At 71.4% G+C, this 13,220-nt stretch carries 14 protein-coding genes; 6 read left to right on the forward strand and 8 right to left on the reverse strand.

Features of this window, described 5'->3' with window-relative positions; translation table 11 throughout:
• The first annotated feature begins 42 nt into the window (after positions 1-42).
• Complete coding sequence (gene sodN / locus ACWDZ7_RS05595; protein WP_041984481.1) at positions 43-438, forward strand: superoxide dismutase, Ni; 396 nt, start codon at positions 43-45, stop codon at positions 436-438.
• An 81-nt stretch (positions 439-519) separates the two neighbouring features.
• Here the strand turns inward: sodN and ACWDZ7_RS05600 are convergent, their stop codons facing one another.
• Together ACWDZ7_RS05600 and ACWDZ7_RS05605 are read right to left on the reverse strand one after the other, a co-directional pair.
• A complete protein-coding gene (locus tag ACWDZ7_RS05600; protein WP_451795082.1) occupies positions 520-1,176 on the reverse strand; it encodes a response regulator in 657 nt (218 codons plus the stop codon).
• Positions 1,176-1,349 (reverse strand): hypothetical protein, encoded by a 174-nt coding sequence (locus ACWDZ7_RS05605; RefSeq protein WP_451795083.1) that lies wholly within the window; start codon positions 1,347-1,349, stop codon positions 1,176-1,178. Before ACWDZ7_RS05605 ends, ACWDZ7_RS05600 begins: the two co-directional genes overlap by 1 nt.
• Before the next feature lie 140 nt (positions 1,350-1,489).
• Here ACWDZ7_RS05605 and ACWDZ7_RS05610 point away from each other — a divergent pair, with 140 nt between their 5' ends.
• Both ACWDZ7_RS05610 and ACWDZ7_RS05615 read left to right on the forward strand, forming a co-directional pair.
• Positions 1,490-2,575 (forward strand): CPBP family intramembrane glutamic endopeptidase, encoded by a 1,086-nt coding sequence (locus ACWDZ7_RS05610; RefSeq protein WP_451795085.1) that lies wholly within the window; start codon positions 1,490-1,492, stop codon positions 2,573-2,575.
• 196 nt (positions 2,576-2,771) lie between these two features.
• A complete protein-coding gene (locus tag ACWDZ7_RS05615) occupies positions 2,772-4,925 on the forward strand; it encodes a GTP-binding protein (RefSeq protein WP_451795086.1) in 2,154 nt (717 codons plus the stop codon).
• A gap of 69 nt (positions 4,926-4,994) precedes the next feature.
• Here the strand turns inward: ACWDZ7_RS05615 and ACWDZ7_RS05620 are convergent, their stop codons facing one another.
• Complete coding sequence (locus ACWDZ7_RS05620) at positions 4,995-5,954, reverse strand: sigma-70 family RNA polymerase sigma factor (RefSeq protein WP_451795087.1); 960 nt, start codon at positions 5,952-5,954, stop codon at positions 4,995-4,997.
• 85 nt (positions 5,955-6,039) lie between these two features.
• Between ACWDZ7_RS05620 and ACWDZ7_RS05625 the strand changes: the two genes are divergently transcribed.
• The gene (locus ACWDZ7_RS05625; RefSeq protein ID WP_451795089.1) at positions 6,040-6,492 is read left to right on the forward strand and encodes a carboxymuconolactone decarboxylase family protein; all 453 of its coding nucleotides are present in this window, start codon (positions 6,040-6,042) and stop codon (positions 6,490-6,492) included.
• A 57-nt stretch (positions 6,493-6,549) separates the two neighbouring features.
• Here ACWDZ7_RS05625 and ACWDZ7_RS05630 read toward each other — a convergent pair whose 3' ends face one another.
• From ACWDZ7_RS05630 to ACWDZ7_RS05650, 5 genes are all read right to left on the reverse strand, one after another.
• Complete coding sequence (locus ACWDZ7_RS05630) at positions 6,550-7,179, reverse strand: HAD family hydrolase (RefSeq protein WP_451795090.1); 630 nt, start codon at positions 7,177-7,179, stop codon at positions 6,550-6,552.
• 86 nt (positions 7,180-7,265) lie between these two features.
• Positions 7,266-7,745: an N-acetyltransferase family protein gene (locus ACWDZ7_RS05635; RefSeq protein WP_451795091.1), complete on the reverse strand. Its 480-nt coding sequence runs from the start codon at positions 7,743-7,745 to the stop codon at positions 7,266-7,268.
• 672 nt (positions 7,746-8,417) lie between these two features.
• Positions 8,418-9,071: a GNAT family N-acetyltransferase gene (locus ACWDZ7_RS05640; protein WP_451795092.1), complete on the reverse strand. Its 654-nt coding sequence runs from the start codon at positions 9,069-9,071 to the stop codon at positions 8,418-8,420.
• A gap of 263 nt (positions 9,072-9,334) precedes the next feature.
• Positions 9,335-10,423 carry a family 2 encapsulin nanocompartment cargo protein polyprenyl transferase gene (locus tag ACWDZ7_RS05645; protein WP_451795094.1) on the reverse strand — a complete coding sequence of 363 codons (1,089 nt, stop codon included), beginning with the start codon at positions 10,421-10,423 and terminating at the stop codon, positions 9,335-9,337.
• Between the two features lie 102 nt (positions 10,424-10,525).
• The gene (locus ACWDZ7_RS05650; protein WP_451795096.1) at positions 10,526-11,932 is read right to left on the reverse strand and encodes a family 2B encapsulin nanocompartment shell protein; all 1,407 of its coding nucleotides are present in this window, start codon (positions 11,930-11,932) and stop codon (positions 10,526-10,528) included.
• A 253-nt stretch (positions 11,933-12,185) separates the two neighbouring features.
• On the opposite strand from ACWDZ7_RS05650, the gene ACWDZ7_RS05655 reads away from it, so the two are divergent.
• A complete protein-coding gene (locus ACWDZ7_RS05655) occupies positions 12,186-12,422 on the forward strand; it encodes a hypothetical protein (RefSeq protein WP_451795097.1) in 237 nt (78 codons plus the stop codon).
• Positions 12,423-12,561: 139 nt separating this feature from the next.
• Positions 12,562-13,152: an N-acetylmuramoyl-L-alanine amidase gene (locus ACWDZ7_RS05660; RefSeq protein ID WP_451795099.1), complete on the forward strand. Its 591-nt coding sequence runs from the start codon at positions 12,562-12,564 to the stop codon at positions 13,150-13,152.
• Positions 13,153-13,220 lie beyond the last annotated feature (68 nt).

A 13,220-nucleotide genomic window follows, 5' to 3' on the forward strand; every position in this document is an offset into this window, starting at 1 on the left:
TAATGTCCCACCTGAGAAGACGATCACGAGGAGGACAGCTCCATGCTTTCCCGCCTGTTTGCCCCCAAGGTGAAGGTCAGCGCCCACTGCGACCTGCCCTGCGGCGTGTACGACCCGGCCCAGGCCCGCATCGAGGCGGAGTCCGTCAAGGCCGTCCAGGAAAAGATGGCCGGCAACGACGACGCCCACTTCCAGGCGCGCGCCACCGTCATCAAGGAACAGCGCGCCGAGCTCGCCAAGCACCACGTGTCGGTGCTCTGGAGCGACTACTTCAAGCCCCCGCACTTCGAGAAGTACCCGGAGCTGCACCAGCTGGTCAACGACACCCTCAAGGCCCTCTCGGCCGCGAAGGCGTCGACGGACCCGGCGACGGGCCAGAAGGCGCTCGACTACATCGCCCAGATCGACAAGATCTTCTGGGAGACCAAGAAGGCCTGATCTGCGCAGGCATCCCGTAGGGGCCCGTCCGGAGCATCGGACGGGCCCCTTCGGCGTCCTCCCGTCTTCCTGCCTTTTCCGCTAGCGCGTTCCGCGTGGCCTGGCCAGGCCCAGGTCGTACGCGAGGATCGTGGCCTGGACGCGGTCGCGCAGGTCCAGATTGCCGAGCAGGGCGTTGACGTGGGACTTCACCGTGCCGGTCGTCACGCCCAGGGCGGCGGCGATCTCCGCGTTGGTGTGGCCCGCGGCCACCAGGGTCAGGACCTCGCGTTCGCGCGGTGTGAGGGATTCCAGGAGTACGGGGTCCGGGGCGGGCGCGGGGACGGTGCCGGCGAAAGCGTCTATCAGGCGGCGGGTGACGGTGGGGGCGAGCATGGCCTCGCCCGAGGCCACGACGCGGATGCCGGCGAGGAGTTCCTCGGGCAGCGCGTCCTTGAGGAGGAAGCCGGAGGCCCCGGCGCGCAGGGCGTCGTGGACGTAGGCGTCCTGGTCGAAGGTGGTCAGGACCAGGACGCGCGGGGTCGCCGCTCCGGCGCCCGTGGTCAGCAGGCGGGTCGCCGTGAGGCCGTCCATGCCCGGCATGCGGATGTCCATCAGGACGACGTCCGGGGAGAGTTCCGCGGCCAGCTGCACGGCCTGGGCCCCGTCCCGCGCCTCCGCCACCACGTGGAGGTCCGGCTCCGCGTCGACGATCGCCGCGAATCCGGCGCGGACCACGGCCTGGTCGTCGACGACCATCACTCGTACGCCGCTTCCAGTACCGCCGCGCGCGCCGCGACCGCCACGATCAGCGCTCCCACCAGCTGGGCGGCGCCGACCGGGTCGCCGTCCCGCAGCGCGCGCCCCGGCCAGTTGGCCAGCTGCTGAACCGCCAGCAGGACGGGCAGCAGCCAGTTACGTATCCCCTCCATATCGGCCTCGACGATACGGAGACGATACGGAGATGACGCGGAGGGGCGGGACGCGCCGGCCCGGCTCTATCCCTGGTTGGAGAGCACGATCGTACGGACGGCTGACGCCGCGACGCCCCGTGGCCGGAATGCTGAGGTGCATGACGACGAAGCCCCCAGCAACACCGGCCACTCCCCCTTACGCCCCAACGACCGCCCCTTCCCCACACCTCACAACCACCGCCACCCCTCCCCCACACTTCACGACCACCGCCACGTCTCCCTACCCTTACGCCCCGCACCCCCCACAAGCACCACCCCCGCCCCTCCCCTACCACCGCCTCGCCCTGATCACCGGACGTCACCAGTGGTGGCGCCCCCTGGCAGGCACCTCCCTGGTCCTGGCCGGTGCCGTGGCCGCCATGCTGCTGGTGCTGCTCGGCGCGGAGATCGCGGGCGCGGTGCTCGACCGCCCGGTCGACGCGGACGGGTTCCGGGTGTGGGGCGGGGTCGGGGAGACCGGCCTGGCGCTCCTCTCCCTCGCCGTACTGACCCCCGTGGTGTTCCTCGCCGCCCGCTGGGCCCAGCGGCGACCGGCCGGGACGCTGTCGTCGGTCGCCGGGCTGCTGCGGTGGGGCTGGCTCGGACGGTGCCTGGCGATGGGGCTGCCCCTGGTCGTGGGGGCGTTCGGCATCATGCTGCTGTTGCCTGCCCCCGCAGGCAGCGGCACGGACGACATGGTGTGGGCCGGACTCCCGGACTTCCTGCTGGGACTCGCGATGGTGTGCGCACTCGTGCCGTTCCAGGCGGCGGCCGAGGAGTACGCGTTCCGGGGCTGGCTCACGCAGGCGGTCGGCGCCTGGCTCCGCTCGCCGTGGGTGGCGATCCTGCCGCAGGCGCTCCTGTTCGCCGCGGCGCACGGCTGGGGAACGCCGTGGGGCTTCGCGGACCTGGTGGTGTTCGGCCTGGTCACGGGCGTACTGACGATCCGTACGGGTGGACTTGAGGCGGCCATCGGCCTGCACGTGCTCAACAACCTGCTGTCGATGGGCGTCTCGGCCGCGATCGCCGGCGCGCTCGCCTCCGACGAGACGGCCGCCGACATGGACTGGATGCCGGTCGCCGCCGATGTCGTGATGCTCTGCGGATACGCGGCACTGGTGCTGCGGATGGCGGGCCGCCGGGGCGTCCAAGCGGTGAGCGCGGGGCACCCGGGGGTGCCCGTGCCGGGCGCGGGAGACAGCTGACGGTACTGATCGGCCAGGCGCGCGCCGCGGGCCACAACCCGCCCCCGCTTAACCGGTTGCCGCGCCCGACGGCCGCCTGGTGCACTGGCCGGAGCCGGCGAGAGACCGGCGCAGTCGACGAAGGAGAAGGAAATGCGGCGTTCGTGCATGTCCCGCCCTGAAGGAAGCCACCTCTCTTCAAAGGACATGACGGTACGTGCATTCACCTGCTCCGCACACGCTGAACCCGAACCCGAACCCGAACCCGAACCCGAATCTGAACCTGGGCATCCTGGCCCACATCGACGCCGGTAAGACCAGCCTCACCGAGCGGCTCCTGCACGCCGCCGGTGTCATCGACGAGGTCGGCCGCGTCGACGACGGGAACACCCGGACCGACTCGCTCGCCCTGGAGCGGCAGCGCGGCATCACGATCAAGTCCGCGGTCGCCTCCTTCGTCATCGAGGCCCCCGAGGAGGACGAGGGGCACGACGGGCCCGGCGGCGACGGCGTCACTGTCAATCTCATCGACACCCCCGGCCACCCGGACTTCATCGCCGAGGTGGAGCGGGTCCTGAGCGTGCTCGACGGCGCCGTGCTCGTGATCTCCGCCGTGGAGGGCGTCCAAGCGCAGACCCGCGTCCTGCTGCGCACCCTGCGCCGACTGCGCATCCCCACGCTGATCTTCGTCAACAAGGCGGACCGCGCCGGCGCCCGCTACGACGGCGTCCTGAAGCACATCGCCGAGCGGCTGACCCCGGACATCGTCCCGATGGGCACGGTCACGGACCTCGGCACGCGCGAGGCGCGCTTCACCTTGTTCACCGCCCATAACTCCGAAGACGGCGGCTTCACCACCCGTCTGACCGAGCTGCTCACCGGGCACGACGACACGCTGCTGGCCGCGTACGTCGACGACGCGGCGTCCCTCTCGTACGACCGCCTGCGGGGCGAACTGGTTCGGCAGACCGGCCAAGCCCTGGTGCACCCCGTCTTCTTCGGATCGGCGGTGACCGGCGCCGGCATCCCCGAACTTACGGGCGGCATCAGGCAGTTCCTGCCCATGGCCACCGGGGACGCCGAAGGCACCGTCTCGGGCCGCGTGTTCAAGGTCGAGCGCGGGACCGCCGGCGAGAAGATCGCGTACGTACGTCTGTTCTCGGGCACGATCCGCACGCGCGACCGCGTCGACATCCTCGACGGCGAGGCGGGGACCATGGGCAAGGCGGCCGGTGACAGCCGCGAGGGCGGCGCGGGCAGCGACGGCAAGGTCACCGCCGTCAGCGTCTTCGACGAGGGCACGGACGTGCGCCGCGCGGAGGTCCGTGCGGGGCAGATCGGCAAGCTCTGGGGGCTCGGCGACGTACGGATCGGCGACGTGATCGGCGTACCGCCCAAGGGAGCCGAGCCGGGCGGGCGCTTCTTCGCGCCGCCCACTCTGGAGACGGTCGTCACCCCGGTCCGCCCCGCCGACCGGGGCGCCCTGCACGTCGCGCTCACCCAGCTCGCCGAGCAGGACCCGCTGATCGACCTGCGGCAGGACGCCGTCCGGCAGGAGGTGTCGGTCTCGCTCTACGGGGAGGTGCAGAAGGAGGTCATCCAGGCGACGCTCGCCGAGGACTTCGGGCTCGACGTCTCCTTCCGCGAGACGACGACGATCTGTGTGGAGCGGGTCGTCGGGACGGGCGCGGCGTTCGAGATCATCGACAAGGAGCCCAACCCGTTCCTCGCCACGGTCGGGCTGCGGGTCGGGCCCGCGCCGGTCGGCGCCGGGGTGGAGTTCCGGCTCGGGGTCGAGCTGGGTTCGATGCCGTACGCGTTCTTCCGCGCCGTCGAGGAGACCGTCAGGGAGACCTTGCACCAGGGACTCCACGGCTGGCGCATCCCCGACTGCACGGTCACGATGACGCGTTCCGGCTACTGGCCGCGCCAGAGCCACGCGCACGGCACCTTCGACAAGAGCATGTCGAGCACCGCCGGTGACTTCCGGCATCTGACGCCGCTGGTCCTGATGGACGCGCTGCGCGAGGCGGGCACGGCGGTGCACGAGCCGATGCACCGCTTCCGGCTCGACGTGCCCGCCGACACGGTCGGAGCGGTGCTGCCCGCCCTCGCCCGGCTGCGGGCCGTGCCGCACACGTCGACGGCGAGCGGAGCCTCGTACCGCCTGGAAGGCGACATTCCCGCGCAGCACGTGCACGCGCTGGAGCAGCGGCTGCCCGGACTCACGCGCGGCGAGGGCGAGTCGGAGACCGCCTTCGACCACTACGAGCCGGTGCGCGGCGCTCCCCCGCGGCGCGAGCGGACGGACCACGATCCGCTCAGCCGCAAGGACTATCTGCTGCGGGTGGTGCGCAGGACGCCGGCCTGAGCAGGCCGGTCGGGGCCCCGAACTCCGGAAGCGGGGCCCCGACCCTCCTGGCCGGGGCCCCGGCCCTCCTCAGGCCCCGAACTTCGGAATGTTCAGGTTCCGCAGCCGCTCGGGGTCCGCGATGATGTCGATCTCCACGATCTTGCCGTCCACGACCGTGAAGGACCCGAGCGAGAACACCTCGCCGTCCGGCGTCGCGACCAGGCCCGGCAGGCCGTTGATGAGCACCACGTGCTGGTCCGCGGCGAGCCGCGCGAACATCGACGCCTGCTTGGCCACCGTCGCCGCGCCCCGCACGAGCTTCGACAGGCCCGAGGACACCTCGCCGGTGTCCGCGCGCAACACGACGTCCGGGTCGAGGAGTTCGAGCAGCGCGTCGAAGTCACCGGCCTTCGTGGCGGCCGTCCAGGCCTCCACTATCTCCCGCTGCCTGGCGACATCGGTGTCCTGCGCGGGGGCCGAGCCCTGCACGCGGCGGCGGGCCCGGCTGGCCAGCTGCCGGGTCGCGGCGGGCGAGCGCTCCACGATGGGCGCGATCTCCTCGAAGGGCACGGCGAACATGTCGTGCAGCACGAACGCGAGCCGCTCCGCGGGAGCGAGCGTTTCGAGTACGACGAGCAGGGCGAGGCCCACCGAGTCGGCGAGCAGCACCTCCTGCTCGGGGTCGACCACGTCCACGCGGCTGACGACCGGGTCCGGCACGTGCGTCTCCAGGGAGACGTCCAGGGAGTCCTCGCGCCGGGACTGCCGCGAGCGCAGCAGATCCAGGCAGACCCGGCCGACGACGGTCGTCAGCCAGCCACCCAGGTTCCGCACTTCGCCGGTGCCGGACGCCGACGGCTCAGACCCGGACCCGGATACCGGCGCGGCGGCCGCCTCGGTGCGGCTGAGCCGGAACCACGCCTCCTGGACGGCGTCCTCGGACTCGCTCAACGAGCCGAGCATGCGGTACGCGACCGCGTTCAGCCGGGGCCTGTGCTCCTCGAAACGGGCGGCCAGGTCGGCTTGGGCCGTTGCGTTGTCGTCCATCAGTCACATTCTCCCGTCGCGATCCGTCATGGCTGTGACACCTGACGGCTATGGCTGTGACACCTGACAGCTGAGGAGAACAGTAATGAACGCACGTATGAAGAACCCGGCCCAGGTCCTCCCCGCGACCGTGCCCGCCGTCCAGAGCCTGCTGGAGACGGCCCGGAGCGCCGGGGTGCCGGAGGCGACCCTCGAACTCGTCCACCTGCGCGCCAGCCAGATCAACGGCTGCGGCTACTGCGTCGACTCCGGGGTGCGCAGCGCCAAGAAGAACGGTGAGACGGACGAGCGTCTGCACGCCGTGGCCGCCTGGCGCGAGGCGCGCTACTTCACCGACTCCGAGCGGGCGGCGCTCTCCCTCGCCGAGCACGCCACGCGCCTGGCCGACCGTTCGGACGCCGTGCCGGACACCGTCTGGGACGACGCCGCCGACCACTTCGACGAGCGGCAACTCGCCGCGCTCATCCTCATGATCGGCATGACCAACCTCTTCAACCGCATAAACGTGACGACCCGTCAGACCGTCGGACGGGCCTGACACATGACACACGGACCAGTGAGGAGGGACCGGAGAAGGGAGGCGAAGCCGGAGTCGTCAGAGAAGCGACGCCAACACCGCCCGTAGTCCGGCGGGTTCGCGATACAGCAGGCCGGTCATCCCGAGCGCTCGGGCGGCCTCCACGTTCTCCTGACGATCGTCCACGAAGAGACAGCGGCCGGGGGCGACCCCGGCCCGCTCCACCGCCGTCTCGTAGATACGAGGGTCCGGCTTGGTGACGCCGAGGTCGGCGCTGCTGATCACGTCGTCGAAGAGCCCGGCCGGACCGGTGAGGCCGAGCAGCGCCAGATCATCGGCCAGCCACGGCGTCGCGTTGGTCACCAGCAGGACCGGAAGCCCGGTCGCACGGACCTGCCGCAGCAGCCCGACCACCACGTCATCGGCGCGGAACTTGGTCTCCGCCAGCGTGATCCCGAGCTGCTGCCCGCGCTCCCACGGCACCCGGTCGGCCAGACCGCGGGCGATCGAGTCGATCCACTGTTCCTTGGTGATCTCGCCGCGCATCAGCGGCAGATCGGTCTCGGGCGCGAAGGCGATCTCGGCGGTACTGCCCGGTGGCAGCCCGGCCGCGGTCTCCATCTGTTCCAGTTCCGCCATGTCGTAGAAGCGGATCACGCCGTCGAGGTCACTCAGTACGGCGTCGAACGCCCGGCCGGAGATGGTCATCGGATGTGTCTATCACGCGCCTGCCAGGACCGTACCGGGGCCGTACCTGGGCTGGGGCCGGGCCGGACCCGTCGCCAGTACGGAGGTCACCCCTCCACCTCCAAGGTGTACCGCAGCTTCTCCTTGGCGCGGGCGCCCAGACGGTCGTAGAAGCGGATGGCTCCCTCGTTCCACGCGGGCGTCTGCCACTGCACCACGGTCAGACCGAGGGCGCGCGCCTCGGCGGACACCGCGTCCATGAGGAGCGGTCCCAGACCGAGGCCGCGGTGGCCGTCGCGCAGGAAGAGGCAGTCCATGTGGAGATACTCGACGCCGTCCCATGTGGAGATCTCGGGCGCGCACGTGGCGTACCCGACGAGTTCGCCCCCGGGCAGCTCCGCCACCAGACAGCGCAGGCGCGGCTCCGGGACACCGAAGAGGAGCGCTCCGAGCCGCTCCGCCAGTCCGGCCCCGGGCGGCGCCGCCTTCTCGAACGCGGCGTGCTCGGCGGCGAGTTCGGCGACGCGCGGCAGGTCAGCGGGCCGGGCATGACGTACGACCGGGACCCCGGAGGCGGCAGTACTCATCGCACGTCCCCTTCCCGCACATCCGCGCCCCAGACGCAGGTGCGCCCCCTCTCCGTCGGCGGGAACTCACGTCACTGGGAGGCTTACGTCACTGGGAGGCTTACGTCGCCGGGAGGCAGGCATCCGCGACCGAGAGGCGGGCGTCCGCGCGGGCACGACGCAGCGCACCACGACGCTTGCCGTCACGCGGGATCACCCAGCCGCGCTCACTTCGTGTCGTCGTCGACGCCCGGCTGCGAGGCCGGCAGGTCGGGCTCCGCGTCATCGTCGGAGACGGGGGCATCCCGGCCCCGGCGGCCCGGTAACGCCGCGGACCTCCTGCCGCGCCGCGACCGGAAGTGCTTCCCGGCACCGGAGTGTGGCGCGTCGGCCTCATCCACGTAGGCCTCACAGTGCGCGTTACGACACGGCCCGGGGCCCCACACAGGGACGAACACCCCGAGCACCTTACGCCGCCGGATGACCGTACCGACCGGTTGACCGCAGGCCTCGCACACAGGCTCGGGCTCGTCCTGCGGGCCGGGGCCGGACCGGGGCCCTTCGCTGACCATACGCGGAGTTTATTCCCGTACGGCCCCGCTGTGCAGCCCCGCGGCGCCCCGGCTCTCCTGACCGCACCCCCGGCCAAGCGCACCGCCGCGCCCCAGCACCGTCCGCGACAGTCGGACACCGTCAGACGGATGCCCGCGGCTCACGCCACATCGGCCACATCCGCGGCCCCTCCGGCAGGTCGAGCGGCGCCCCCGTGAAGGCGAACCCCAACCGTTCGTACAGGTCACGGCTCCGCGCGTTGCTCGCCTCCAGATAGGCGTGCAGGCCCTCCCGATCGCACCGTTCGAGGACGGCGTTGACCAGCGCCGTACCGAGTCCCTCTCCCTGCCGGTCCGGCCGTACGGCGATCATGTGCAGGTACTCATGCGCCCGATCGGTCGGATGGGCCGCGTCCGTCAACCGGCCGATCAGCTCGACCCGTTCGTTCTCCGGGTCGACGGCCTGCCGCAGCAGCGCTGGGCCATCGACCTCCGCATCGGCCTCGGCCGCCGCCTCCGCCCCTACGTCCTCCCCGTCCTGCCCGACACCCTCCGCGCCGGCCGCCGGTACGGACCACCACAGGGCCGCCGCCGCACCGTCCTCGGCGATGTCGATGAACCCCTCGCCGAGCGCGAGATCGAAGAAGGCGCCCATCAACGCGCCGTGCCTACGCCGACGGTGCTCCTCCCCTGGAAACACCCAGCCGCTCACCGGATCCCACATGAACGCCTCGTCGAGCAGCCGGACCACCTCGGCCCGGTCCCCCTCCCCGGCTCTACGGATCGCCACACCCACAGCCCGCCCCACCCCTCACCACTCGCCCGCATCCGATGACGCGCCGCCCCGCGCTCAACTCCGCGTCGGCGCCCGCCGCTTGCAGCCTAAGTGATCGCCCCCGCAGACACGGAAGGCCCCGCGCACCACCAGAATCCCGGCGGCCGCGGGGCCCTCACCTCACTCTCCCCCTCCCAGCATCCCCTCCCCACACCACCCCAGCCCCCTTGGGCCTCGGTCTCCCCTCCTCAGCCGACAGCCCCTCGACCCCGCCCCCGCACCCCTCAATGCGTACGTCGCGTCACGAACTCCGCAAGTGCCAGCAGCCCACCGGCCGACTCCGGATCGGGCACCGCCCTCGCGAGCTGGCCCACCGCCCTGGACATCCGGTCGGCCGCGTGCACCTGCGCCCAGTCACGCCCGCCCGCACGCTCCACCGCGCGGGCGGCCCGCTCCAGCTCGCCCTCGCCCTTGGCGGGCGGCCCGACATAGAGCTGGGCCAGTTCCACCGCGGCCGGCGTGCCCGAGGCGAGCGCGGCGACCACCGGCAGGGACTTCTTGCGGGCCGCCAGGTCCGCGCCCGCCGGCTTGCCCGTGTGACCGGGGTCGCCCCAGATGCCGATGACGTCGTCGATCAGCTGGAAGGCGAGCCCGGCCTCGCGGCCGAACCCGTCGAGCGCGTCGACCTCCTGAGGCCCGCCGCCCGCGTACACCGCCCCCAGCGCGCACGCGCAGCCGAGCAGCGCCCCGGTCTTGGCCTCGGCCATGGCGAGGCACTCGTCGAGCGTCACCTCGTCGGGGCCGCGGCGCTCCAGGGCGCAGTCCGCGTGCTGGCCCGCGCAGAGCTCCACGACACAGCGGGCGAGGCGGGCGGACGCCGCCGGGGCCCCCGGGTGGGGGTCCTCGGCGAGCAGCCGCTGCGCGAGCGCCTGCAGGGCGTCACCGACGAGGATCGCGTCGGCGTCACCGAACACCGTCCAGGCGGTGGGCCGGTGCCTGCGCGTGGTGTCGCGGTCCATCACGTCGTCGTGCAGCAACGTGAAGTTGTGGGTCAGCTCCACGGCCGCCGCCGCCCGGACTGCTGTGGCGGGCTCCCCGCCGAGCGCCCGTACCGCCGCGAGGACGAGCGCGGGCCTGATGGCCTTGCCGGCGTTCCCCGCGGCCGGTGTGCCGTCGGCGTGCTCCCACCCGAAGTGGTAGCGCGCGACGCGGCGCAGGGATCCGGGCAGCGAGTCGACCGCCCTGTGCAGCTCGGGATCGACGCACGCGCGTGCCGCCGCCAGGATCTCCGCGGCCTCATGCCGCTCACCGGGCTCCGGTGGCCGCGCCACCGCCTCGGCCGCGCCTGCCGTGTCCGTCGTCGTGTCCGTCATGGACTCACCCCGGGAAGAAACGGGACGGTGGCGGTTCCTCGGCCTGTGGGCGCGTACGGAGGGGGTGTACCCCGCACGGTGGCCACGGACACGGTCCCGGGCTCACGTCCAGCGGCCGATCTCGACGTTCTCCAGGACGCCGAGCGCGTCGGGCACGAGCACGGCGGCGGAGTAGTAGGTCGACACCAGGTACGAGATGATCGCCTGCTCGCTGATGCCCATGAACCGCACGGACAGGCTCGGTTCGATCTCGTCCGGGATGCCGCTCTGCCGCAGGCCGACGACGCCCTGCTCCTCCTCGCCCGTACGCATACAGATGATGGAGGTCGTGCGGGCCTCGGTCACCGGGATCTTGTTGCACGGGAAGATCGGGACACCGCGCCAGGTGGGGATCCTGTTGCCGGCCATGTCGATGGTCTCGGGGACGAGTCCGCGCTTGTTGAGTTCGCGGCCGAACGCGGAGATCGCGCGCGGGTGGGCGAGGAAGAGCTTCGAACCTCGCCTGCGGCTGAGCAGTTCGTCCATGTCGTCGGGGCTCGGCACGCCGTCGTGCGGCTGGATCCGCTGGTCGTACTCGCAGTTGTTCAGGAGCCCGAACTCGCGGTGGTTGATGAGCTCGTGCTCCTGGCGCTCCTTGAGCGCCTCGACGGTGAGCCGCAGCTGCTGCTCGGTCTGGTTCATCGGCTGGTTGTAGAGGTCGGCGACGCGCGTGTGGATGCGCAGAACCGTCTGGGCGACGCTCAACTCGTACTCACGCGGCGCCGATTCATAGTCCACGAAGGTTCCCGGCAGCACCGCCTCGCCGACGTGTCCGGCCGAGAGGTCGATGGCCGCCTCGCCGAACTTGTTGGTGCGCTGGGCCGGGATGGTCCGCAGCCGCTGGAGGTGCCCGCGCAGTGATTCGCTGCGCTCGGCGACCTGTTCGAGGTCCTGCCTCGGCAGCGTGAGGACCGTACAGGCCGTCACCGCGCGCGCTGTGTACTCCCAGATGGCCTCGGAGTCGAGGAGCGCCGCCTCTCCGAAGTAGGAGCCGTCGGCGAGTGTCCCGAGCACCGAGTCGTCCCCGTAAGGACCCGTGCCGATCTTCTCCACCCGGCCGTGCGCGAGGAGGAACACCTCGTCCGCCTGGCTCCCGAACGAGGTCAGGATCTCGCCCGCGGCGAACTCCCGCTGCTGGCAGCGCCGCGCCAGCTCGCTGAGCACTTCCTGGTCCTCGAAGTCCCGCAGCACCGGCAGCTCGCCTAGCTCCGCCGGGATGACCTGCACCTGGTCGCCCGTCTTCACGAACGTCACCCGGCCGTCACCGACCGAGTAGCTCAGCCTTCGGTTCACCCGGTATGTTCCGCCTTGCACCTGCACCCAGGGCAGCATCCGCAGCAGCCAGCGCGAGCTGATCTCCTGCATCTGCGGTGCCGACTTGGTGGTGGTGGCCAGATTCCGGGCGGCCGATGTGCCGAGGCTCTGCTGCGGCTTCTCCGACTCTGCGCGGACCTCTTCGCCTACCGACATTGCGTGTGCCCCTCCCGAGTACCTGCGGTCATCTGCAGATGCCAGCCTTCCAGCACGGACCGTGGCCGCGCCATTACACGAACGAGCGGGAATGGATCACGCCCAGGCTGGGCAGGGGGCGCATTTCCACCCGTTCGGCCCAACCGATTCACCCGTCCGCAGGAGGCCGGGAACCGCAAGATCGCGGTTTCCGTTGAACTGTTCGTGGGGCATCCACCGCCCGCACCCTTCGCTTCAACGGCAGGAGACAGCAATGGCAGGCTTCCTGGATCGCGCCAAAGAGCAGGCGCAGCGGGGCCTCACTCAGGGCAAGCAGAAGATCGACGAGGTCCAGGAGAAGCGCGCGGGTGACGCCCTCCTGAAAAAGCTCGGCGCCGCGTATTACGCGGAGCGCCGTGGCACCGGTTCCCCGCAGGCCACCCAGCAGGCTCTGGAGGCCCTGGAATCCCACATCGCGGCGCATGGCGACAGCTTCCTGCACGGTAGCTGACCGGATCGGCTCGCACGGTGCCCGAACAGGCCTCGGATCGATTCCGAACAGCTGGTCCGGGCACCGGAGTTCCGGTACAAGCAGGGCGTACGAGGCGGTCCGCGACCGGCGGCCGTCGCGCCCCGCAAAGGAGGCGGTCATGGCCCCACCCATGTCCGCGGGACGCTTCTTGGACGCCCTGCGAGACGAAGGCGTGACCGTGGTCGAAGTCGGCGAATGGGAGCAGCACAACCGCAACCACAAGGGCCCCTGGGGCCCCGTGCACGGCGTGATGATCCACCACACCGTGACGTCGGGCAGCGAGCACACGGTGGAGATCTGCCGCGACGGGCACGCGTCGCTGCCCGGACCGCTCTGTCACGGCGTGATCACCAAGGACGGCCGCGTCCACCTCGTCGGCTACGGCCGTGCGAACCACGCCGGCCTGGGCGACGACGACGTGCTGCGCGCGGTCATCGCCGAGAAGCGCCTGCCGCCGGACAACGAGGCGAACACCGACGGCAACCGCCACTTCTACGGCTTCGAGTGCGAGAACCTCGGTGACGGCGAGGATCCCTGGCCCGACGCCCAGCTGGACGCCATCGAGAGGGTCTCGGCCGCTATCTGCCGCGTCCATGGCTGGACGGAGCGTTCGGTGATCGGCCACCTGGAGTGGCAGCCGGGCAAGGTGGACCCGCGCGGCTTCACCATGGCCCAGATGCGGGAGCGCATCGAGGAGCGCCTCAAGTAGCCCCCGGGGGAGGCCGACGCAAGGCTCCCCCGCCGAACCGCCCCCTGTCGGACAGCGTGCCTCAGGGG

The sequence above is a fragment of the Streptomyces sp. NPDC003032 genome (genome assembly GCF_053591415.1).

Excerpts from the sequence above, each read along its gene's own strand:
- sodN (WP_041984481.1), top strand. The coding sequence starts at position 43 with ATGCTTTCCCGCCTGTTTGCCCCCAAGGTGAAGGTCAGCGCCCACTGC.
- ACWDZ7_RS05600 (WP_451795082.1), bottom strand. The coding sequence starts at position 1,176 with ATGGTCGTCGACGACCAGGCCGTGGTCCGCGCCGGATTCGCGGCGATC.
- ACWDZ7_RS05605 (WP_451795083.1), bottom strand. The coding sequence starts at position 1,349 with ATGGAGGGGATACGTAACTGGCTGCTGCCCGTCCTGCTGGCGGTTCAG.
- ACWDZ7_RS05610 (WP_451795085.1), top strand. The coding sequence starts at position 1,490 with ATGACGACGAAGCCCCCAGCAACACCGGCCACTCCCCCTTACGCCCCA.
- ACWDZ7_RS05620 (WP_451795087.1), bottom strand. The coding sequence starts at position 5,954 with ATGGACGACAACGCAACGGCCCAAGCCGACCTGGCCGCCCGTTTCGAG.
- ACWDZ7_RS05625 (WP_451795089.1), top strand. The coding sequence starts at position 6,040 with ATGAACGCACGTATGAAGAACCCGGCCCAGGTCCTCCCCGCGACCGTG.
- ACWDZ7_RS05630 (WP_451795090.1), bottom strand. The coding sequence starts at position 7,179 with ATGACCATCTCCGGCCGGGCGTTCGACGCCGTACTGAGTGACCTCGAC.
- ACWDZ7_RS05635 (WP_451795091.1), bottom strand. The coding sequence starts at position 7,745 with ATGAGTACTGCCGCCTCCGGGGTCCCGGTCGTACGTCATGCCCGGCCC.
- ACWDZ7_RS05645 (WP_451795094.1), bottom strand. The coding sequence starts at position 10,423 with ATGACGGACACGACGACGGACACGGCAGGCGCGGCCGAGGCGGTGGCG.
- ACWDZ7_RS05650 (WP_451795096.1), bottom strand. The coding sequence starts at position 11,932 with ATGTCGGTAGGCGAAGAGGTCCGCGCAGAGTCGGAGAAGCCGCAGCAG.
- ACWDZ7_RS05655 (WP_451795097.1), top strand. The coding sequence starts at position 12,186 with ATGGCAGGCTTCCTGGATCGCGCCAAAGAGCAGGCGCAGCGGGGCCTC.
- ACWDZ7_RS05660 (WP_451795099.1), top strand. The coding sequence starts at position 12,562 with ATGGCCCCACCCATGTCCGCGGGACGCTTCTTGGACGCCCTGCGAGAC.